The sequence below is a fragment of the Pseudomonas fragi genome (assembly GCF_025426255.1).
GTDB lineage: Bacteria > Pseudomonadota > Gammaproteobacteria > Pseudomonadales > Pseudomonadaceae > Aquipseudomonas > Aquipseudomonas kulmbachensis.
The window spans coordinates 4,249,716-4,270,398 of the sequence record NZ_CP104861.1; the positions used below are offsets into that span (position 1 = coordinate 4,249,716).

19 protein-coding genes are annotated in these 20,683 nt (G+C 58.8%); 10 read left to right on the forward strand and 9 right to left on the reverse strand.

What is annotated here, in order from left to right; translation table 11 throughout:
• Nucleotides 1–2: 2 nt before the first annotated feature.
• Genes N7D90_RS19705 through N7D90_RS19715 form a run of 3 tightly spaced genes read right to left on the reverse strand, consistent with a single transcriptional unit; the run spans nucleotide 3 to nucleotide 3,922 of the window.
• Nucleotides 3–203 carry a DUF1656 domain-containing protein gene (locus N7D90_RS19705; RefSeq protein ID WP_016781859.1) on the reverse strand — a complete coding sequence of 67 codons (201 nt, stop codon included), beginning with the start codon at nucleotides 201–203 and terminating at the stop codon, nucleotides 3–5.
• Nucleotides 193–2,379: an FUSC family protein gene (locus N7D90_RS19710; RefSeq protein ID WP_261739566.1), complete on the reverse strand. Its 2,187-nt coding sequence runs from the start codon at nucleotides 2,377–2,379 to the stop codon at nucleotides 193–195. Before N7D90_RS19710 ends, N7D90_RS19705 begins: the two co-directional genes overlap by 11 nt.
• A gap of 31 nt (nucleotides 2,380–2,410) precedes the next feature.
• The gene (locus tag N7D90_RS19715; protein WP_261739567.1) at nucleotides 2,411–3,922 is read right to left on the reverse strand and encodes an efflux transporter outer membrane subunit; all 1,512 of its coding nucleotides are present in this window, start codon (nucleotides 3,920–3,922) and stop codon (nucleotides 2,411–2,413) included.
• A 222-nt stretch (nucleotides 3,923–4,144) separates the two neighbouring features.
• On the opposite strand from N7D90_RS19715, the gene N7D90_RS19720 reads away from it, so the two are divergent.
• Both N7D90_RS19720 and N7D90_RS19725 read left to right on the forward strand, forming a co-directional pair.
• The gene (locus N7D90_RS19720) at nucleotides 4,145–5,077 is read left to right on the forward strand and encodes a LysR family transcriptional regulator (protein ID WP_261739568.1); all 933 of its coding nucleotides are present in this window, start codon (nucleotides 4,145–4,147) and stop codon (nucleotides 5,075–5,077) included.
• 161 nt (nucleotides 5,078–5,238) lie between these two features.
• Nucleotides 5,239–6,228 (forward strand): 2-hydroxyacid dehydrogenase, encoded by a 990-nt coding sequence (locus N7D90_RS19725; protein WP_261739569.1) that lies wholly within the window; start codon nucleotides 5,239–5,241, stop codon nucleotides 6,226–6,228.
• Nucleotides 6,229–6,407: 179 nt separating this feature from the next.
• Here the strand turns inward: N7D90_RS19725 and N7D90_RS19730 are convergent, their stop codons facing one another.
• Entirely contained in the window at nucleotides 6,408–7,304 is an 897-nt protein-coding gene (locus N7D90_RS19730) for a DMT family transporter (protein WP_261739570.1), read from the reverse strand.
• 134 nt (nucleotides 7,305–7,438) lie between these two features.
• Between N7D90_RS19730 and N7D90_RS19735 the strand changes: the two genes are divergently transcribed.
• Nucleotides 7,439–8,311, forward strand: a complete 873-nt coding sequence (locus N7D90_RS19735; protein ID WP_261742491.1) for a helix-turn-helix domain-containing protein — start codon at nucleotides 7,439–7,441, stop codon at nucleotides 8,309–8,311.
• Between the two features lie 123 nt (nucleotides 8,312–8,434).
• Here the strand turns inward: N7D90_RS19735 and N7D90_RS19740 are convergent, their stop codons facing one another.
• From N7D90_RS19740 to N7D90_RS19750, 3 genes are all read right to left on the reverse strand, one after another.
• On the reverse strand, nucleotides 8,435–10,852 hold the full coding sequence (locus N7D90_RS19740; protein ID WP_261742492.1) for a TonB-dependent siderophore receptor: 2,418 nt from the start codon (nucleotides 10,850–10,852) through the stop codon (nucleotides 8,435–8,437).
• A gap of 174 nt (nucleotides 10,853–11,026) precedes the next feature.
• Nucleotides 11,027–12,016 (reverse strand): FecR family protein, encoded by a 990-nt coding sequence (locus N7D90_RS19745; RefSeq protein ID WP_261739571.1) that lies wholly within the window; start codon nucleotides 12,014–12,016, stop codon nucleotides 11,027–11,029.
• Nucleotides 12,013–12,567 carry an RNA polymerase sigma factor gene (locus tag N7D90_RS19750; RefSeq protein ID WP_261739572.1) on the reverse strand — a complete coding sequence of 185 codons (555 nt, stop codon included), beginning with the start codon at nucleotides 12,565–12,567 and terminating at the stop codon, nucleotides 12,013–12,015. Before N7D90_RS19750 ends, N7D90_RS19745 begins: the two co-directional genes overlap by 4 nt.
• Nucleotides 12,568–12,755: 188 nt before the next feature.
• On the opposite strand from N7D90_RS19750, the gene N7D90_RS19755 reads away from it, so the two are divergent.
• From N7D90_RS19755 to N7D90_RS19770, 4 genes are all read left to right on the forward strand, one after another.
• The gene (locus tag N7D90_RS19755) at nucleotides 12,756–13,244 is read left to right on the forward strand and encodes a sigma-70 family RNA polymerase sigma factor (RefSeq protein WP_261739573.1); all 489 of its coding nucleotides are present in this window, start codon (nucleotides 12,756–12,758) and stop codon (nucleotides 13,242–13,244) included.
• Entirely contained in the window at nucleotides 13,241–14,206 is a 966-nt protein-coding gene (locus tag N7D90_RS19760; RefSeq protein WP_261739574.1) for a FecR domain-containing protein, read from the forward strand. The genes N7D90_RS19755 and N7D90_RS19760 overlap by 4 nt, the downstream gene beginning before the upstream one ends.
• A 192-nt stretch (nucleotides 14,207–14,398) precedes the next feature.
• Complete coding sequence (gene fecA / locus N7D90_RS19765; RefSeq protein ID WP_261739575.1) at nucleotides 14,399–16,735, forward strand: TonB-dependent Fe(3+) dicitrate receptor FecA; 2,337 nt, start codon at nucleotides 14,399–14,401, stop codon at nucleotides 16,733–16,735.
• Nucleotides 16,736–16,936: 201 nt separating this feature from the next.
• Nucleotides 16,937–17,365 (forward strand): HPF/RaiA family ribosome-associated protein, encoded by a 429-nt coding sequence (locus N7D90_RS19770; protein WP_261739576.1) that lies wholly within the window; start codon nucleotides 16,937–16,939, stop codon nucleotides 17,363–17,365.
• Nucleotides 17,366–17,435: 70 nt separating this feature from the next.
• Here N7D90_RS19770 and N7D90_RS19775 read toward each other — a convergent pair whose 3' ends face one another.
• Nucleotides 17,436–17,936: a phosphate-starvation-inducible protein PsiE gene (locus N7D90_RS19775; RefSeq protein WP_261739577.1), complete on the reverse strand. Its 501-nt coding sequence runs from the start codon at nucleotides 17,934–17,936 to the stop codon at nucleotides 17,436–17,438.
• 328 nt (nucleotides 17,937–18,264) lie between these two features.
• Between N7D90_RS19775 and N7D90_RS19780 the strand changes: the two genes are divergently transcribed.
• The 3 genes from N7D90_RS19780 (at nucleotide 18,265) to N7D90_RS19790 (ending at nucleotide 19,578) form a co-directional block, all read left to right on the forward strand.
• Entirely contained in the window at nucleotides 18,265–18,522 is a 258-nt protein-coding gene (locus tag N7D90_RS19780) for a YebG family protein (protein WP_019410845.1), read from the forward strand.
• 75 nt (nucleotides 18,523–18,597) lie between these two features.
• Nucleotides 18,598–19,176, forward strand: coding sequence for an NAD(P)H-dependent oxidoreductase (locus N7D90_RS19785; RefSeq protein ID WP_261739578.1), 579 nt, complete (start codon nucleotides 18,598–18,600; stop codon nucleotides 19,174–19,176).
• 30 nt (nucleotides 19,177–19,206) lie between these two features.
• Nucleotides 19,207–19,578, forward strand: coding sequence for a MerR family transcriptional regulator (locus tag N7D90_RS19790; protein WP_261739579.1), 372 nt, complete (start codon nucleotides 19,207–19,209; stop codon nucleotides 19,576–19,578).
• Here N7D90_RS19790 and N7D90_RS19795 read toward each other — a convergent pair.
• Nucleotides 19,575–20,600 carry a Leu/Phe/Val dehydrogenase gene (locus N7D90_RS19795; RefSeq protein WP_261742493.1) on the reverse strand — a complete coding sequence of 342 codons (1,026 nt, stop codon included), beginning with the start codon at nucleotides 20,598–20,600 and terminating at the stop codon, nucleotides 19,575–19,577. The genes N7D90_RS19790 and N7D90_RS19795 overlap by 4 nt on opposite strands.
• Between the last annotated feature and the right edge of the window lie 83 nt (nucleotides 20,601–20,683).

A 20,683-nucleotide genomic window follows, 5' to 3' on the forward strand; every position in this document is an offset into this window, starting at 1 on the left:
TCTCAACGGTAAACAGTGAGCGCCATGGCGCCAAAAAGACAGGCAAACAGGCTCAGGCGCAACAGCGCCGGATGCCAGAAGAAGCGGTACAGGTCGTAGCCGGAAAACAGTCGGTCAAAGCCCCATGCCAACCCCGCCGCGATAAAAAACATCAGGGTCATGGTGGGCATGTAGACGCCGTGGAAGGCGATTTCACGAGGCATGTTCAAGTCCTTGCGGCTGGGCATATGCGGCCAGCGGCGATTGCGGGTCGAGCAGTGAAGTACGGATAAAGTGCAGGTAGCTTTGCACCCGGACCAGCGCCGAAGTGTCGAAGTTACGGGCGAAAGGTTCGTCGGTGGACTGCACCCGGCTGATGGCGTGATCGACGGCAATCAGCGCACGCTCCAGGTTGCTTTCGCTGGGGGCGATAAACAGCCGCACCAGCGCCCGGCCCATAACCCGGATGGCCTGACGCCATGGCTGGGCCTCGGCGTACGCCGGGTGCACCGGCAAAATTGCCTGTTCCTTGCGCAGCTCGATGATCGCGTGGCCGACTTCCAGCACCACAAACATCCAGCGCAGCAGTTCGCGTTGCACCTGCGGCTTGCCAGCTGCCAAGCCATAAGCCTGGTGCATCAGGTCGCGGGTACGGCTTTCCAGGCTGGAACTCAAACCGCGCAACTTGCCGCTGATGGCGTACACCACTTGCTCACGCAGATCCTGCTCCAGGCGACTCCACAACCAGCGGCTGTTAGGCGGCAGAATAATCGCGCCGGCAGCCGCACACACCAGCATGCCCAGCACCATCGCGATGTAGTCGTTGATGAACTGGTACGGGTTGTAGATCGTCAGGTTGTCGGGGACCGAGCCGATGCTGAAAAAAATCAGCAAGCCCAGTCCGACCCCGGCGTAATTGGCCCGCGAGGTCAGGAACGAGCCGAACACGATCACCGGCGTCAGCACCAGGCACAACAACGGGAAGCCGTCGATATGGGGCAACACAAAGAACATTTCGACAAAGCCCACCAGTGCCCCGATAAAGGTCCCGCACGCCATCTGAAACGCCATGCGTTTGGGGTTGGGCGTGGCGGCGGACAAGCCCACGGTGGCGGCAGCGACCAAGGTCATGGTGGCGCCGCTGGGCCAGGCGGTCATCACCCAGTAGGTGCCAAGCACCACCAGAATAAACGCCGCCCGAATCCCCGACGCCGCCGCTGACCACCAGTTGGTTTGCGAGATAAAGGGCTGATCCCAGCGCTCCCGTTCGTGGGTGTGGTCGGCCAGCGAGGCGTGGGTCAACGCGTAGCTGTGCAAATCATCAACGAAGCGGAACAACAGTTCGTAGGCGGTATTGAAGTCCAGAAAGTCCGAGGGGCTGGGCTCACTGTCCAAAAACTTCACCCGCAGCGCACGTACATGTCCCGGCAGGCTGCTCTTGAAAGCATCCAACTGCTCGGCCAGCAAGGCTGCGTCTTTATCGGTCAACGAGCGACCAGCGTAGGTGTCGAGCAACTGCGCAAGTATTTCCAGCTCGGGCTCGATGGCCGACACCACGTCGACCACACCACGGCTGCGCAAACGTGCGAGCAGTTGGTGCAAGGCATTGAAGCGTGTGGTGATGGCCATGAATTCACTGTTCAGACGGCTCAAGCGGCCACTGCGACGACGCATGTGCGGGTCTTCAAACACCGTCACGCTGCGCATGCCTTCCAGCCCTACGCTCTCACCAATAAAGCGCACGTTGCTGGCTTCATAGGCTTCTTGAGTGGACTGGCCGCGCAAGCCTTCGGCAACAAAACCGGCAAACACACCAAAGCGTTTGTACAGCGCGTCATGCATGGCCGCGCCTGCGGTTTTGGGCAAGATCGCGGCACTGATGACCGTGGCGCAGAGGATGCCCAGGGAGATTTCCAGCACCCGCCACACAGCGGCCATAAAGGCCCCATCGGGATGCGCCAGCGCGGGCAAACCGACCATGGCGGCGGTGTAACCGGCGAGAACGAAACCATAAGCACGAAAGTTACGGCAGCGCGCCGCACCGGCCGAGCAGATACCCACCCAAATCGCCAGCGAGCCCAGGAACAACACCGTGTTCTGCGCAAACAAGGCAATCAACGCGACCATCACCGCCGAACCGGTCAGGGTACCCAAAAATCGGTAAAAACTTTTGGCAAACACCTGGCCACTTTGCGGCTGCATCACGATAAACACTGTGATCATCGCCGTGCGCGGTTGCGGCAACTCAAGACGCATGGCCAGCCACAGGGTCAAAAAGGCCGCGATCAAAACTTTGAAGATATGCACCCAGGTCACGCCATCGCTGCGTGCCCAGTCAAAGAAGCCACGGCGCCATTCCAGGGAATACAGCCAGCGTACCGGGGCGGGCAAGTGGTTCATCTACCGGATCTCAAAATTAGCCATCAGGGGTTTAGTGATTAAACAGCGCCATGACGGCCGGGGGTTTGTCGGGGACATAGCGGTCATCTTTGGGCACATCAAAGCCAGCCCCAAGACCGCCGCCCAATGCAGTAACAAGCTCGGCATGGGCGCTCAGGCGGGCGGCCTGAACCTGCTGCTGGATTTGCTGCTGCTTGAACAACAGGGTTTGCGCGTTCAGTACGTTGAGGTAATCGGTAAGCCCGCGCTGAAACGCAACCATGGCGATGTCGTAGGTTTTCTGCGCGGCGGCAACCGACTCGGCGGCGAACACCTGCTGTTTTTCCATCGACTCGCGTTTGATCAACTGATCGGAAATACCCTTGAGTGCAGTCACCAGTGTCTGGTTGTACCTGGCCACGGCCATGTCATAACCGCCGGATGCCACGCCCAACTCCGAACGCAGGCGGCCGCCATCAAAAATCGGCAGCGAGATCGCCGGGCCGACGTTGTAGTTGAGCTTCTTGCCGGTCAAAAAGCCCAGCGCGCTGCCACCGGTGGCCATAAAACCAATGCTGCCAACCAGATCGACGTTGGGATAAAAACCAGCATGGGCCACATCGATGCCCCGGGCCTGGGCCGCTACTTCCCAACGGCTGGCGACCACGTCCGGGCGCTGACCCAGCAGTTGTGCGGGCAAGGCCGAGGGCAATTTGAGCGCTGTATTCAGCGCCAGGGTTGGGCGCTTCAGACCGGCGCCCTCGCCCGGGCCTTTACCGGCCAACGCCGCCAACTGGTTGCGGGCCAGGGCAATTTCTTCTTCCTGGGCATCGATCTGGCGATGAATTTCGGGCAGCGGCGCCTGCGCCTGGCTGACTTCAAAATGCGTACCGATGCCACCGTCCAGACGCTTTTGCGCCAGGTCGAGAATCTGCTCTTGCTGACGCAAGGTCGACTCGACGATGTCGAGCTGAGCGTAATGCAGCGACAACTGGATATAGGCGCGAATGACGTTGTTCTGCAATTCGAGCTGGGCTTGGCGCCCTTCGGCGACGCTCATATGCGCCATGTCCACGGCCTGTTCGGTGGCATTGCTTTCGCGGCCCCACAGGTCCAGTGCAAAGCTGAAGCCCAACGCGGCGTTGTTGTCCCAGGTGGTGGTGTTGTCCAGCGCGCCCGGACCGTAAAACGGGTCAGACGGCCAATTGTGCCGTTTGAGGGTCGATTCGCCATTGATTTGCAGTGACTCAGCCGACTCGGCGACGCCCGCCAGAGCCTTGGCCTGACGTACACGGGCAGCAGCCATGGCCATGGTTGGGCTACCCTGTACCGCCAGAGTGATCCATTGATCCAGTTGCGGGTCGCCGTAAGCGTGCCACCATTGGGCTTTGGGCCAGTTTGCATCTTTCGCGGCGCTTTGGATCGCCTCGTCGGTGGCCAGGGTATTGGCAGGTAACATTGCGTCTTTGGGACCAATGCCGCCGAAACCAATGCAGCCATTTAATGCTAACGATAAAGCCAGAACACTGAGGGCTTTAAGCTCTCTGCTGATGCGACGCTGCACTGCTGCAAATTCCTGACATGAGGGGAGATGAGGCTTGAGATAGAGAAGTCTATGGCTTGGCAGGCACAACGATAAGCGGGCATAAATGTGAATCTTTATTACCGTTCTTGGGATAATCCGTTGGTCGAATGAAAACCGGCCGGTAAACCCTGAAACTTCATGTCACAATTTGTCGCTGTGTAATTGGTAGTTGTCCCCTATATCGCCCCTTGAGAGCACTTCATGGACACTTTGCAAAACATGCGCGCCTTCAGTTATGTGGCCGAAGCCGGCAGTTTCACGGCCGCTGCCGCCATGCTGGACACCACCACTGCCAACGTCTCGCGCGCGGTCTCCAACCTTGAGGCCCACCTGCAAACCCGCCTGCTGAACCGCACCACCCGCCGCATCGCCCTGACCGAAGCCGGCAAACGCTACTTATTGCGTTGCGAGCAAATCCTGGCCTATGTCGAAGAAGCCGAAGCCGAGGCCAGCGACGCCCACTCACGCCCTGCTGGCCAACTGAAAGTGCATACCATGACCGGCATCGGTCAGCACTTTGTGATCGACGCCATTGCCCGCTATCGCAAGACGCACCCTGATGTGACCTTTGACCTGACCATGGCCAATCGTGTGCCGGACCTGCTCAACGAGGGTTACGACGTATCCATCGTGCTGGCCAGCGAGCTGCCGGATTCCGGCTTTGTGTCCCAGCGTCTGGGGATCACCTACAGCATCGTCTGTGCATCGCCCGCTTACGTGAAAGCCAATGGCACTGCAATCAAACCCAGCGACCTGCTCAACCACTCCTGCCTGCGCCTGGTCAGCCCGGTGATTGCATTGGACAAATGGGTGTTCGAAGGCCCGGAAGGCCAGGAAATGGTCCTGATCAACTCCTCGCCGTTTCTGGTCAACTCGGCCGATGCAATGAAAACCGCGATCACCAGCGGCATGGGCGTGGGCGTGTTGCCGGTGTACGCCGCCATCGAAGGCCTGCGTAACGGCACACTGGTGCGCATGCTGCCCAAGTACCGCTCGCAGGAATTGAACCTGTACGCCATCTATCCCTCGCGCCAATACCTGGATGCGAAGATCAAAACCTGGGTCGAATACCTGAAAAGCTCGTTGCCGGAAATTTTAACCGCGCATCAGACCGAACTGGTGACGTATAGCTGAAACAAACGCCTCTGTAGCCGCTGCCGCAGACTGCGATAAGGGCCGCAGGACCTGCGGCTTCGCAACCCATCGCAGCCTTCGGCAGCGGCTACAGGATTGGCGGATGGTGGGCGGGAATGTTAGCTTGCTTGCATTCCCGACAGCCGATGAGCCTTGTTCCGATGAGCCTTTCCAGCGCAAAAAAAACCGTACTTGCCTTCAGCCGTGTCACGCCCGAGATGATCGAGCGCTTGCAACAAGACTTCAATGTGATTGCCCCCAACCCCAAACTGGGCGATATCAACGCACAGTTCGATGAGGCATTGCCCCACGCCCACGGTTTGATCGGCGTCGGGCGCAAGCTGGGACGCAAGCAGCTGGAAAACGCCAAACAGCTGGAAGTGGTGTCCAGCGTGTCGGTGGGTTATGACAACTACGATGTCGATTACTTCAACGAGCGCGGCATCATGCTCACCAATACTCCGGACGTGCTCACCGAAAGCACCGCTGACCTGGGTTTTACCCTGATCATGAGCAGCGCTCGCCGGGTCGCGGAGCTTGACGCCTGGACCAAGGCCGGCGAGTGGAAGGCCAGCGTGCCGCCCGCCTTGTTCGGCAGCGATGTGTACGGCAAGACTTTGGGGATCGTCGGCATGGGCAATATCGGCGCAGCTGTTGCTCGCCGGGGTCGACTGGGTTTCAACATGCCCATCCTGTACAGCGGTAACAGCCGCAAGACCGAGCTTGAGCAAGAACTGGGCGCGCAGTTCCGTAGCCTGGATCAACTGTTGGCCGAGGCTGACTTTGTGTGCCTGGTGGTGCCACTCAGCGAAAAAACCAGGCACCTGATCAGCCACCGCGAACTGGGGCTGATGAAGAAAAGTGCGATCCTGGTAAATATCTCCCGTGGCCCGGTGGTTGACGAGCCTGCGCTGATCGAGGCCCTGCAAAACGGCACCATCCGGGGCGCGGGTCTGGACGTTTACGAGAAAGAACCGCTGAGCGATTCACCGCTGTTCCAACTCAAAAATGCGGTCACCCTGCCCCATATTGGCTCGGCGACCCATGAAACCCGTGAAGCGATGGCCAACCGCGCCCTGGCCAACCTGCGCAGCGCTCTGCTGGGCGAACGCCCACAAGATCTGGTCAACCCGCAGGTGTTCAAGGGTTGACCCGCCTGGCAACATAAACCCTGTAGCAGCTGTCGAGCTCCGCGAGGCTGCGTTCGACGGCGCAGTCGTCGCAAAACCAGCCCCTGCGGTGAGTCAGGATAATTCCGGATTAAGGATCTACGGTCGCTGCGCAACCGAACGCAGCCTCGTTCCTTCGGCAGCTGCTACGGGGTGGCTCCTCACGCCAGCTTGGCTTGCAGTGCCACCGGCTTGGGCTTGCGAAACACCAGCACGTTACCCAGCATCACCAGCACCAACCCAGCCAGCGCCGGCGCGGTCCACTGATAGCCTTCGACGAAGGCCGACACGTTCAGCGCCACCAGCGGGAACAACACCGTGCAGTAAGCAGCGCGCTCCGGCCCCATACGCCCGACCAGCGTCAGGTACGCGGTAAAGCCGATTACCGAGCCCGGTATCACCAGGTACAACAACGAGCCAATATAGCGCGTGTTCCATTCCATGCCAAACGGGATGCCACTAAACACGCAGTACAGCGCCAGCATGCTGGCACCATAGAACATGCCCCAGGCGTTGGTGGTCAGAGGCTTGAGGCCAGACTTCTGCTGCACACTCGACAGCATATTGCCCGCCGAAAAACATAAAGTGCCAATCAGCGCCAGGCCCAGGCCGAGCAAAATATGCGGCGTCGCGGTATGCCCGCTCAATTCAGGCCAGAACAACAGACCCAGGCCGAGCATCCCCAAGGCACCACCGGCAATCACATTGCGGGCGATTTTCTGCTTGAAGAAAATCCGCGCATTCAGTGCGTTCCACAGTGTGGCGGTGGAAAACACCACCGCAATCAGGCCGGTCGTGACCCACTGGCTAGCGGTCAAAAAGCACATGAAATTGACGCAAAACAGACACAGACCCTGGGCCAGGCAAATCAGATGCCCGCGCCTGTTCATCACCTGCAACTTGCGGCTGAGCAACAGCACGACAAACAGCACCAGTGCGGCCAGACCAAAGCGATAAACGATGGACACCGGAATCGCCACCTCCCCCAGTTGCAGCTTCAGGGCGATCCACGTGGTGCCCCAGATCAGCACGGTCAATACATACAAGAACAGGTTCATGGCGCACTCCAGACAATAGCTTTCAGTTTGTGCCTTCGCTTGTGCGCGCACTTGCAGATTCTTGCGCTTTTGTTGGTACGGGGCTGGCAGCCGAGGCGCGACGGAGTAGGATGCAAAGCGTTGGAGAACTGACCATGTACCCACTGCAAACCCTGCAAGTCTTTCAAGCTATGGGCCGCTCGCCCAATGCACGGCTGGAACGTAGCGTCGAACTGGGTGACGGCATGGCTGCGGCCATGTGGAGCAACCATCACGACATCCGCAATTATGAAGCGCCGACTCACCACACCCTGTCGTGCTACATCTCCGGCGGCACCGGCACCTTTCGCCGTGAACAACCCGGGGCCAGAGGCGCACCGGGCAAACTCTGCGTCCTGCCCGCCGACCATCAATCGGCGTGGGTGATCAATGGCGAGATTCGTCTGGCCCATGTGTATGTCAGCCAGGAGCAATTTGCGTTGGGCTGCATCAGTCTGCTCGACCGCGAGCCACGAGAGCTGCAACTGAGGGAAATCACCTTTCAGGATGACGAGCCGCAAAACCGGCGTTTTCACCAACTGCTCGGCATGAATTGGAACGAGCCCGGCGAACGCCTGCTGACCAGCAGCCTGGCCAGCGCCCTGCTCGACCATGCCGTACTGACTCAAGTGGGCTTGCGCGAGGGGCTGCAACTCAAGGGCGGACTGGCCGCCTATCAACGACGCCAACTGGTCGACTACATCGAACACCGGCTGGCCGAGGCGCTAAGCATCGGTCAACTGGCGACGCAGTGCGCGCTGTCGCCTTATCACTTTGCGCGCATGTTTCGCGAAAGCTTCGGCGTGCCGCCCCATCAATACCTGCTGTCCCGCCGCCTGGCCCGCGCCCGCGATTTGCTGCGCAACAGTACTCTGGCACTGGGCGATGTAGCACTTGCCTGCGGTTTCGCCAGCGCCAGCCACTTCGCCAATCGCTTCAAACAAAGCCTGGGCAGTACGCCGGGGGAATATCGGGCGGCGTTCAGGTAGCGCAGTGAGAGCGGCGGTGGCACTTGTTCGCGATTCAAACAGCGCGGTATTGCATATACACCGCAGCGATCCGATCGCGGGCAAGCCCGCTCCCACCAGATGCAAAATCCATCCCGTGCGGCCTTAAAACTCCAGCGTACTGGAGAAGGTAAATTGCCGTGCATCGCCAATGGAGATGAAGGTGCGGCTGGCCGCTGAGGTGTAATAGGTGCGGTCGAAAAGGTTTTTGACATTGACCTGGAATTTGACCTTTTGCCCTTCGACGTGAGTGTCGTAGGTCGCAAAGGCATCGGCCACGGTGTAGCCCGGCAGGTCGAAGTCGTTCAGTGCATCGCCTGCCCGTTCGCCCACGTAGCGTGCGCCTGCGCCAACCCGAAGTTTGTCGCCACCCACGATAGTGCCAAAGTCATACACCGCCGACAGCGAGCCGCTGTTTTTAGCCACGTTCTGCAAACGCATGCCTTGGTATTTCGTGTCTTTTGTCACTTCGGCATCGGTGTAGGCGTAGCTGCCGATCAGGCTCCACTGCTCGCTCAACTGACCGCTGACATCCAGCTCCAGGCCCCGCGAACCGACATCACCGGCCACCGAATACACAGTGTTAGTACCCACTGTGGTGGACACCAGCACGTTGCGCTTTTTGATGTCATACAAAGCCACGGTGCCGGTGATACGCCCCGGAATATCAAGTTTGGCGCCCAGTTCCCAGGACTTGGACTCTTCCGGGGCAACAGACGAATCCAGTACTACGCCCCCGCTCAGCGGTGCGATGCTGGAGTTGGGCTTGAACGATTCGGTGTAGCTGCCATAGAACGACAGTTCATCGGTGTAGCGGTACACCAGGCCTGCACGGGGAATCCATTTCACCCCGTTGGTGTCGGTGCTGACCTTGAACGGAATGCTTTTGCCTCCCAACTGGTCGTACTTCTGAAAACGTGCCCCAGCCACCAGAATCCACTGGTCGGTGAGGTGAATGGAGTCCTGGGCAAACAGCGAATCGCTGCGTAGCAAGTCGGTCTGGTTGCTGTCAGTGGCGCTGACCGTGGTGCCGGCAACTTCATTGCCATACACCGGATTCTCGTAGTTGAAGATGGACTGACTGTCCTGGCGGATCAGATCGGCGCGGTAGATTTTGCGGTACTCGTCATCGAACCCGAACACCAGATCATGCTGCATGCCCGCAGCCTGAACCTTGCCTTGCAGGCTGACGGTGGAGAAGCGGTCAGTGGTGATCGCGCCTTTAGTGCCGTCCATTTTGCGAGTCAGGGTGCCGTCGGAGTTGACCTGGGTGACGCGAACCTGGCTGGCATCGTAGGTCTCGCGGTTCCAGCTGTAGCCGAAATGGGCTTTCCAGTCGTCGTTGAGGTCGTGATCGACTTCAAGGCGATACAGGTCGGAGCGCCCTTCCATATTGTTGAACGGCTCATCCAGACGGCGCGTAGCCGGGATATCCAGCGGGTGGTTGGTGGCCGGGTTGATCGCCGTACCCCGGTCAAACGGGGTCAGAAACTCGCGGTGCTCGTATGCCAGCAGCACTTGGGTATTGTCGCCATACCAGGCCAGCGACGGTGCAATTAGCGTCTCGCGATGCAGGCCGAAGTTGCGCCAGTAATCTTCGTCTTCGTGATCGATGATCATCCGGTAAGCCAGCCCCGAATCACCCAACGGGCCGGTGCTGTCCAGGCTGCCGCCACTGCCGTTTTTGCCCGCACCGTAGGTTGAGCCACGCACTGTCAGCGCGTTGTACTGCTCCAGTTGCGGCTTTTTGCTGACCACATTGACTACCCCGCCCGGATCCTGAATCCCGTAGAGCAATGAGGCTGGCCCTTTGAGTACCTCGACCCGCTCCGTGGTCGCATTCATCGCCCGCCCCTGCACCAGAGGCATGCCATCGCGCATGATCGAACCGTCGCGGTTGTCACCGAAGCCGCGCTTCATCACCGAGTCCTGGGTGCCGCCCAGCGTGTTGCCCTGGGTAATGCCACTGACGTTGTTCAGGGCGTCATCCAGATTGCGCGGTGCCTGGTCACGTATCACTTGGGCCGCGACTACGTTGATAGTCTGCGGAACTTCCATGGACGAACCCGTGCCACGCATCACTGAGGTGTTGGCTGGCGGCTGGTAGCTGGTGTCGTTTGAGACCTGCGAGGTGATGCTGGTGGCACCCAGATTCAGGGCGCCTGTCATGGGCTGGGGTTCGAGGGCAAAGGTATTGGCGTCGGTGCGCCGCACATTAAAGCCCGACTGCGCGAGCAACTGCTGCAAGGCCTCATCTGCGCTCATGCGGCCCTTGATTGCCGGGGCTTGCAGGCCGAAGGGGGCTTCGTCGGTATAGACCACGCTAAAGCCTGTCAAACGGGAAAAATCGTTCAGGGCCTGGGGCAGCGGCTTGGCCGGCTGGTTGAAGTCGAACATCGCGCTGACCTGCTGTTGAGGTGCCTCGCCGGCAATCGCCAGGCACAGCGGGTTTAGCGCCAACCCGGCGATCAAAAAAGCAGAAGCCCCCAACCACTGTTTCACCGAACTTGCCCTGGACTTCATGCTCATGACCTGTGTGTCGACTCGATACGGAATGCGAACTTTTCGCATTTTCAAGCACTACACGGATGGGGGCGGGAGTTACCTCACCTGCGATTGAAAATTAATTTTGTGTGCGGCCCTTTCCCCTCACCCCAACCCTCTCCCTCCGGGAGAGGGTTGGGGTGAGGGGAGCAGTCAACGCAATACAATCACCCGCCCAAACAAGCTGTGCTGTTCAAACCCCAACACCCCTTGCAGGGAATTGAGTACCGCTTGCGGGTCCTTGCTGGGGAAGCTGCCGCTGATGCGCTTTGCGCCCAATTGGCTATCGAGCAACACGATCTGGCCGGGGTAGTAGCGCTTGAGATCCGCCACAACGTCGACCAGCGGCGTTTTGTAGTAGGTCAGCCAACCCGAGCGCCAGCCCAGTTGGGCCTTGCTGTCGACGCGATGCACCACATCTGTCACTCCAGCGTCGTAAGCCAGTTGCTGATCGGCAGTGAGGATTTGCTGCGCCCCGTCCTTGCTCGCCTTGACCCCTACCCGCCCGGACAACACCGTGACCTGGGCGCCATCGGGTTGCAGGCGCACTTCAAACTCAGTGCCCAACACCCGCGATTCACCGCCCTCGGCATCCACGACAAAAGGCTCGCCGGTATGGGTGACATGAAAGAAGGCCACCCCACGGCGCAATTGGACATGCCGCTCGCCACCGCTGAAGTCCACTGCAATGGCGCTGTCGGCATCGAGCGTAACCTGCGATTGATCGGCCAAAATGACGGTGCGCACCTGCCCCGGCGCACTCACGTAATCAGCGCCCAGATCGTCCAGCCAACGCGCTGGCTGCCAACCGGCAAACACGCCGACCATCATCAGCAAGCACGCGGCAATCGCCATCCCGCCTGACCAGTGCCGCAGGCGGCTGCGCTTTGAAGTTTTCATCGCTGACAGGTAACGCTGCATCACCAGCGCTTCTTCGTCCGCCAGGGTGCTGGCCGCCACCTCGCTCAGTTCCCACACAACTTGTGCCTGGGCATAGGCTTCGGCATGGGCCGGATCAGCCTTGAGCCAACGGCTGAAGGTGGCCTGATCGCCGCTGTCGGGCTGATCGTGCAGCACACTGAGCCACGCCAGCGCGGTGCGCTCCTGCTCGCGGGTGATGGGAGTTTTCGAACGACTGATCACAACGCCTTCCCTGATCTCGGCTCACGCAAACTGGCCTTGCAGGCCTCAAGGGCACGCATCATATGTTTTTCAACAGCACTCTGGGACACGCCCATGACCTTGGCGATCTCGGCATAGGTGCGACCGTGGATTCGGTTGAGCAAAAAGATATGCCGCGTGCGCTCGGGCAGGCTGCGCAAGGCCGCTTCGACCTGACGCAAATCATTGCCTGCTTCCAGCGCTGCCTGGGGCTCGCAGCTTTGGGCATCCGGCTCGGGCTGCCAGTGATGGTTGATCCGCCCGCGCGTACCTTCGCTGCGCAAATGGTCGATAGCGATATTGCCCGCGCAGCGCAGTAAGTAGGTACTGAGTTCTTCGACCTGCACCAGTGGCCGCCGCCAAAAACGCAGGAATAAATCCTGCACCAGATCGGCGGCCGTGGCCCGGCACCCCACGCGGCGGCTCACCAGCGCTTCCATTTGCGGACGCTGGGTTAAAAACACCTGCAGAAAATGCGCCCGTCCATGGCGCGCTTCGCTACTGGAGCCATCATCAAGTTCGGGTGGGGTCATGTCATGGACATCGGTGCGCAGGTCAAAAAGGAAAGCGATACTAATGATAAATATTCTCATATGCAAAAACAGATGACGGCCAGCGCTCACCTCATTGATCAGCGGTGATTGCTCTACTCAATAAGCCACTACTACAATGCGAACAATTCTTGTTCTCTAAAGCGTTTTCAGCGCAGCTGGAGTGGTCGTTGCCGCAGTCAAATACCGTCGAGGTCCTGTATCAGGACCACCACAGCTGGCTCACGGGCTGGTTGCGGCGCAAGCTGGGCTGCCCGCAAAGTGCTGCCGATCTGGCGCAAGATACTTTTATGCGGCTGCTTACAGCCCGCGAAACCCCGAGCCTGAACGAACCCCGGGCATTTTTGACCGTCGTCGCCAAGCGCGTGCTGTTCAACCATTACCGCCGCCAGGATCTGGAGCGCGCCTATCTGCAGGCACTCGCCCAGATGCCGGAGCAACTCGCACCCAGCGAAGAAGAGCGGGCGATCATTCTGCAAACCCTGATGGAGCTGGATCAGTTGCTCGACGGCCTGCCCTCCCCAGTCAAACGCGCCTTTTTGCTGGCCCAGGTCGATGGGCTTGGCTACGCCGAAATCGGCGCACGACTGGGTATTTCGATTGCCACGGTCAAACGCCATTTGAGCAAGGCAGCCATGCGCTGCTACTTCGCCCTGTGAACGGTGGATTCAATCAGCCACCCGACATCGGCTCCGCAGTCGCCGAGCAAGCGGTGAGCTGGCTGATCGAAATGCAGGATGGCGCGCTGAGCCCGAGGCGCCAGCAGGCATGGGAGCAATGGCTGCAGGCACACACTGAACACCAGCGGGCGTGGGAGCATATCCAGCGGATCAACCAGCGCTTGCGCGGTTTGTCGTCACCACTGGCCCATGCAGCCCTGAACGCACCAAAGACCAGCAGCCGACGCCAGGCCATGAAACTGTTGCTGCTGTTGGGTGCAGGCTCGGCGTTGACCTATGGTCTGCGCGATCAGCTGCCCGTCACCCCGCTGCTGGCCGACTTCAGCAGCCCGGTAGGTCAGCGGCGCAAACTGCAATTGCACGATGGCAGCCAGATCCAGCTCAACACCGCAAGCTCGGTCGATGTGAAGTTCGACGCGCAGCAGCGAGTGATTCGCTTGCTTGAAGGTGAAATATTACTGACCGCCGCCCAGGATTCGCGCCCCTTGCAGGTGCTCACCGCCCACGGCAGTTTGCAGCCACAGGCCGCACGCCTGAACGTGCGTCAATTCAGTAATCACACTGAAATCGCCGTTTTTTCTGGCCGGGTCAGGCTCACACCTACTGTGCACTCAGGCCCCCCGCTCTGGGTCGAGCCACACCAGCAACTGAGTTTTAACCGTCAGGCCTGGAACCCGCCGCGCCCGCTGGATGCGGGGAGCGGCGCCTGGAGCGACGGCATGCTGGTCGCCGCCCATATGCGCCTCGCAGACTTCCTGGCCGAGCTGGCACGCTATCGCCGTGGCCAGCTCAACTGCGATCCCAAGGTTGCCGACCTGTTGATCTCCGGCACTTACCCGGTGGACGACAGCGAACGGGTGCTGGAGTTGCTTGCTGTCAGCCTGCCGGTGCGGATCAAGCGCTTTACCCGGTATTGGGTAACGGTTGAGGCACGGGCGTAATGGTTGCATGAAATTTAATGTGGGAGCGAGCCTGCTCGCGAAGGTCTCAGGCATCGCGATTTAACGACATTCGCGAACAGGCTCGCTCCCACAAAAAGGCTTTATTTTAATTTCAGAAATGTGAGCTGATTTCAAATCTGGCGTGACAGAGAAGGTAAGCCACTTTGATTCCCTTCGTCTCAGGATCCCTTCATGCCCGCTCAGCCCTTTCGCCTCACATCCCTGGCCCGCTTGCTATTGGGTGCCAGTTTGAGTTTCAGCGTCCTGCCGATGGCCTTTGCCGACACCAAGGCTTACCACATCGCGCCGTCATCGCTGGAAAACGCCCTGAATCAATTTGGACGCGAAGCCGGGGTGCTGATTTCATTCAGTTCCGCTACCGCCAGCGGTATTCAAAGCAAGGGCCTGGAAGGCACCTACGACCCCGAACAAGGTCTGCAGGCCTTGCTCGAAGGCACGGGCCTGCAAGCCCGCGCCGAAGGTCAGGGAGCGTTCAGCTTGCAACCCGCTGCAGCCTCGCTGGCACCAGCGAGCATTGAGCTGGGCGCCTCCAGCGTAGTCGGCGACTGGCTCGGTGAAGCAGCGCAAATCGATGTGTTCGAACACGCCGGCGCACGTGATGTGATCCGCCGCGAAGCATTCGAACGCCAGGGCGCCACCACTGCCCGCGACGTACTCAATCGCATTCCAGGCGTCAACGCCCCGGAAAACAACGGCACCGGCAGCCACGACATGGCGCTCAACTTTGGCATTCGCGGCCTCAACCCACGGCTGGCTACCCGCTCCACCGTCTTGATGGACGGCATCCCCGTACCCTTCGCCCCCTATGGCCAGCCGCAACTGTCGTTTGCCCCGATCAGCATGGGCAATATGGACGCGCTTGACGTGGTTCGTGGTGGCGGTGCCGTGCGTTATGGCCCGCAAAACGTAGGCGGCATCGTCAACTTCGTGACCCGCGCCATTCCCGACGAACCGACCGTCAAGGCTGGTTTCCAGACCGAAACCAGCCCGTCCTCCACGCAAGACGGCTTCAAGAAAACCGCCAACCTGCTCGCCGGCGGCACGGCCGACAATGGCCTGGGCGGCGCCTTGCTGTACTCCGGTACCCGCGGTGGCGACTGGCGCGAACACAGCGACACCCGTATCGACGATCTGATCCTCAAGGGTAACTACCAGATCGACGAAGCCAACAGCCTGCACGCAATGGCCCAGTACTACGACGGCGAAGCCGAGATGCCCGGCGGCTTGAGCACTGCGGCCTACAAAGCTGATCCGTATCAGTCGACACGTCCGAACGACAAGTTCTGGGGCCGTCGTACGCTGGTCAACTTCGGCTACCGCTATCAGGAAGACCGCCGTGAATTCACGGTCAACAGCTTCTTCACCAAAACCCTGCGCAGCGGTTATCTGGACCAGGGCACCTTCCTTTCGCTGTCGCCACGGGAATATTGGGTACGCGGAATCGAAACCCGCATTGCACAAGGCTTTGACCTGGGCAACACCCGCCACGAAGTGGGCGCGGGCTATCGCTACATCAACGAAGCAGGTCATGAACTGCGTTACCGCACACCGATTGCGGCCAACGAATTGCCGACCACCAACAGCCGCAATGACCGCGATACCCGTGGCGCTACTGAAGCCCATGCATTCTTTATCGACGACAAGATCGACATCGGCAAATGGACGTTCACCCCCGGCATTCGCTACGAAATGATTGAACAGCAACAAACCAACCTGCTGACCAACGTCAAATACAAGGGCGACTACAACACCCCATTACCAGCGCTGAACGTGATGTACCACGTCACCGACAGCTGGAATATCTATGCCAATACCGAAGGTTCGTTCGGCAGCGTGCAGTACAGCCAGATGCCCAATCGCGTCACCGGCGGCGAAGTAAAACCGGAAAAAGCCCGCACCTGGGAACTCGGCACACGCTACGACAATGGCAACCTGCGCGCGGAGATCGGCGCATTTTTGATCAATTTCAACAATCAATACGACAGCAATCAGACCACCGATACAGTGATCGCACGGGGCAAGACCCGGCACCAGGGGATCGAGGCTAGCGTCAACTACGCGCTGGATGGCCTGAGCCCGGTACTGGCCGGTTTCGACGTATACGCCAGCTACGCTTATGTTGACGCGACTATCCGCGAAGATGGACCGAACAAGGGTAATCGCGTGCCCTTCTCCTCGAAAAACAAGGGCAGCATCGGCCTGGGTTACACCGAAGGGCCGTGGAAAGCCAACCTGGACACGACCTTCCAAAGCAATCAGTTCGCCGACAACGCCAACACCCGCGCCGAAAGCGCTGATGGCAGCACCGGCTCAATCCCCGGATACATGCTGTTCAACACACGGGTGGGCTACGACTTCGGGCATCAACTGTCTGACTTGAACGTGGCGATGGGGGTCAAAAACATCCTCAATCACGAGTACTACACCCGTTCGTTTGACGATAACAACAAGGGCAAATACGTCGGCGAGCCGCGCACGCTCTACGTTCAGACATCTGTCGCATTTTGATATAAATCAACCAAAGCCCGCCCATGCGGGCTTTTCTCACAGCCAAAGACTGACGCCGGTCACAGCACGTGAGACTTCCTGAAAATAGTACTTGAAATATTTGGTCATCGGCCCAAACACTGTAACTGAGCGATGACGATGAACCTTTGAACACACGAGGCCGTCAGACCTCACACGAGCACGCTATATAAGGGAAGAATTATGCAAACTGAAGTCTTTTCCGATAAGAACATCGCCGTTGACGTACGTACCCAAAATTGGGTGACTGCGACAGTTGAAGTTACGCTCGAACGTCACTTGGAAGACCTGACTCGAGTTATCGTGCATGTCACCGATGAAAACGGTGGCAAATCTGGAACTAAAGACAAACGTTGCAAAATGGAGGCTCGACCTAAAGGGCACCAACCGTTTCTGGTTTCCCACGACGCTGATTCGCTGACAGAAGCGGTAGAAGGTGCCGCTACCAAACTGGAGCACAAGCTGGAGCACTTGTTCGGCAAGCTGCGTGGCAAACGTACCGTGACGCTCTCTCCGGAAGGGTTTGAGGAGAAAGAGCCAAAGCAGAGTGCTGACGCCCTGCTGGAAGAAGAGTTTCTAGAGAAAGAAAAAGAACTCGAACTCAATAGCTGATTCAGCGTTCAGGACGCAAAAAAAGGGCGGGCTTACTTCGGTAAGCCCGCCCTTTTTCATGTTGTTGCGGTTACAACTCGCCCTTCTCCACCTCAGGGTGTTCACCGGAGCCGGCACCGGTCTTGCGATGCGGGTTCTCGATTTTCACCGACGGGAACTGCGACGAGGCATAACGCACCACCAGGATGGCAAACGCCAGTAACAGAATCGCCCCGGTCAGGTACACCACGCCCATGTCCGGCGGGTTGTGATGAGATACGTTGGAAATCAGCAGGCGGGTCAACGCCGTGATCGCCACGTAAATCAGGAAACGCACGGGCATGTGGTTGGTCTTGAAATAAATCCCGACCATCGCTCCCAGCTCGAGGTAGATAAACAGCAGCAGGATGTCATCAATAGAGATGTTGCCCTTCTCCACCATCCCGAGAAATTCCATCACCGCCGCCCAGGCAGTGACCGCACCAATCGCAAACAGCGCAAGGTAATGGAAGGTTTCGACGAACAGATTGCCCATCGATTCGGCCAGTTCATGAACCTGGCGACGTAGCTTTTCAGCTTTATTAACTCTCACGATGCAGCTCCTTGAATCGACTCGAACGGATCATCCGCGATGCACATGACGCTTTTTACATGCAGAAAAAAGGCCATGTGAGAGCGCACTACTTTCAACTGTGGGCGCAAGCCTGCTCGCGAAGGTGCCAAGACCGTCGCGAGCAGGCTCGCTCCCACATAAGATGATGACGGGCGGCTATTAGACACGTCAGGCACCCGATACGCCTACCAATTGCAGCTAGAGTGAAAAAGCCGCTATTCAAAACCTGGTGATTGGCTTATCCTTTTCGCTGTATATAAATACAGTAATCGCAAGATAATTTACGTGAAGGCATATGAGGTGGTAAATGGCCGTCGAAGTGGTATACCGCAGCAGCCGAGATCTGGAGCGCTTGTTCATGGATAAAGCCGAAGCTGACCGTCATGACAAAATGCTGGAACTGGCTGAGTTGCTGGCAGAAGTGTTGCAAAAAGCTGTGCCGTCGCTGAGCGAGCAGCAGGTCGAAGAAGCCGGTATTTACATGGCGAAAAATCGCGATGTGTTTGCCAAGGCATTCAAGAGCCAGCCGGACGCCCTGTCCGAGTTGCTGGTCGACAGCGAGTAACCGCACCGGGCTCTCGCTTGACTCTCCCCTACGGGGCAGCCCCTACCCTCAAAGGCCCCCTTTCAGGTTGGCGTGATGATGAGCAAGCGAGTACTGGTGATCCTGGGTCACCCCAGCACGGATAGTTTCTGCGGTGCTCTGGCAGACACCTATATAGAAGCGGCCAAGGGTGCCAACCATGATGTGCGGTTCATGCAGTTGGGTGCTCTGCGCTTCGATCCGGTGCTGCATGAAGGCTACAGGCAGATCCAGGCGCTTGAGCCTGACTTGCTCAACGCCCAGGCTGATATTCTCTGGGCTGAGCAGCTGGTTCTGGTCTACCCGATCTGGTGGGGCGGGATTCCCGCATTAATGAAAGGCTTTTTCGACCGCATCCTGCTGCCCGGTTTTGCCTTTCAGTACCGCAAGGGCAAGGCATTCCCCGACAAGCTGTTGAAAGGCCGCAGCGCGCACCTGCTGGTAACCATGGACACCCCGCCGTGGTACTACAAATGGGTTTATCGCATGCCGGGGCTGCATCAAATACGCAAAACCACCTTGGCATTTTGTGGCATAAAGCCCCTCGCAACCCTGACGTTTGGCCCGATTCTCGACGCCACGTCACCCCAAAGAGACGCCTGGCTTCAAGAGGCACGCAGGCTCGCCACTCGATAATCTGGCGGGCGGCGATTAAAAGGATTTTTCATGTACATCGGCAAAGCCGCCCAGTTGTCGGGCACCACCATCAAAAGCATTCGCCATTACGAAGACATAGGCCTGTTACCACCCGCGCAACGCCGTGGCGCCTATCGCGTCTACAGCGAGCAAAGTGTTGAACTGCTGATGTTTATCAAATGCGCGCAGCAGTTGGGCTTCAAGCTCAAGGAAATGCAGGCAATTCTTGATCAACACCGTGGCCAGACATTGCCATGGGAAGTGGTGAACGACGCCATCGCCCGCAAAAAACACGCTGTGATGAGCCAGATTGAGGCATTGCAGCAAGTGCATGCGGGGCTAGTGGAATTTGAAACACGGTTTGCTGTAGACGCGCCAAAACTGGATTTAGCCTGCTTTTAATCCTTTGGGTACAACAACCGTTGCGCCAGCTCATCCGAGACCCGTGCCGGTGAGCGCTTTTCGGCCTGGGCGTGAGCATAGATGCCGGTCAGGCGCTGGCTGATCTGCAACAACTGCTGGTTGATTGCCTCGGGCGCAGCATCCTGATGGGTCAGCGCCATATAGATCAGCCCGCCGGAATTGATGACGTAATCGGGCGCATACAAAATACCCCGCCGTTCGAGTTGATCGGCTACTTGCAGATTGGTCAGTTGGTTATTCGCACACCCGGCCACGGCCGAGCAGCGCAGCTGCGCCACACTGTGCCAGTTCAACACACCGCCCAGGCCGCACGGCGCAAGGATGTCGCACGGCGTGCTGAGCAAGGCTTCGCAGGCAATGGGATGCGCACCCAGTTGTTCCATGGCCAGACGTACTTTACCGGGGTCGGTATCGCAGACCAGCAACTCGGCACCCGCCGCATGCAGTTGCTCAGCCAGCGCGTAACCGACCTTACCCAAGCCCTGGACCGCAACCCGCAAACCTTCCAGGTTGTCACTGCCCAAGCGCGATGACGCGGTGCTGCGAATACCGGCAAACACCCCCATGGCTGTATGGGGCGAAGGGTCGCCTGCCGCAGTGGTGCTGGTCACGTGCCGGGTGTGTTGGGCGATGCAATCCATATCGGCGGTAGAGGTGCCGCTGTCGATCGCGGTGATATAACGCCCGTCCAACTGATCGACACAGCGGCCAAACGCCTCAAAAAGGGCCGCACGACTCTCGACATGAGCCGCGCGCACAACCACGGCTTGCCCACCCCCGACTGCCAGGCCGGCCAGTGCCGCCTTGTAGCTCATGTCTTGAGCCAGACGGATAGCATCGTTCACAGCACTTTCGTCGTTCGGATACGCCAGGTAACGACAGCCACCCAGCGCTGGGCCCAGGCGAGTGTTATGAATGGCAATAACCGCCTTGAGGCCTGTAACGGGGTCCACACTAAGGTGCAGCGACTCCAACTGAGCGCTTTGCATGAGAGCAAACATCATCAGGCCCTCGAACGATTATGGGTATTCGCCAGTATAGGCGGCGCCAAAAAAATCGTTGAAGTGCGCAGGAATAAGCCTGC

Bases quoted from the DNA above. Each gene is read 5' to 3' on its own strand.
- N7D90_RS19705 (WP_016781859.1), bottom strand. From the start codon at position 203: ATGCCTCGTGAAATCGCCTTCCACGGCGTCTACATGCCCACCATGACC.
- N7D90_RS19710 (WP_261739566.1), bottom strand. From the start codon at position 2,379: ATGAACCACTTGCCCGCCCCGGTACGCTGGCTGTATTCCCTGGAATGG.
- N7D90_RS19720 (WP_261739568.1), top strand. From the start codon at position 4,145: ATGGACACTTTGCAAAACATGCGCGCCTTCAGTTATGTGGCCGAAGCC.
- N7D90_RS19725 (WP_261739569.1), top strand. From the start codon at position 5,239: ATGAGCCTTTCCAGCGCAAAAAAAACCGTACTTGCCTTCAGCCGTGTC.
- N7D90_RS19730 (WP_261739570.1), bottom strand. From the start codon at position 7,304: ATGAACCTGTTCTTGTATGTATTGACCGTGCTGATCTGGGGCACCACG.
- N7D90_RS19735 (WP_261742491.1), top strand. From the start codon at position 7,439: ATGTACCCACTGCAAACCCTGCAAGTCTTTCAAGCTATGGGCCGCTCG.
- N7D90_RS19740 (WP_261742492.1), bottom strand. From the start codon at position 10,852: ATGAAGTCCAGGGCAAGTTCGGTGAAACAGTGGTTGGGGGCTTCTGCT.
- N7D90_RS19750 (WP_261739572.1), bottom strand. From the start codon at position 12,567: ATGACCCCACCCGAACTTGATGATGGCTCCAGTAGCGAAGCGCGCCAT.
- fecA (WP_261739575.1), top strand. From the start codon at position 14,399: ATGCCCGCTCAGCCCTTTCGCCTCACATCCCTGGCCCGCTTGCTATTG.
- N7D90_RS19770 (WP_261739576.1), top strand. From the start codon at position 16,937: ATGCAAACTGAAGTCTTTTCCGATAAGAACATCGCCGTTGACGTACGT.
- N7D90_RS19780 (WP_019410845.1), top strand. From the start codon at position 18,265: ATGGCCGTCGAAGTGGTATACCGCAGCAGCCGAGATCTGGAGCGCTTG.
- N7D90_RS19785 (WP_261739578.1), top strand. From the start codon at position 18,598: ATGATGAGCAAGCGAGTACTGGTGATCCTGGGTCACCCCAGCACGGAT.
- N7D90_RS19790 (WP_261739579.1), top strand. From the start codon at position 19,207: ATGTACATCGGCAAAGCCGCCCAGTTGTCGGGCACCACCATCAAAAGC.
- N7D90_RS19795 (WP_261742493.1), bottom strand. From the start codon at position 20,600: ATGTTTGCTCTCATGCAAAGCGCTCAGTTGGAGTCGCTGCACCTTAGT.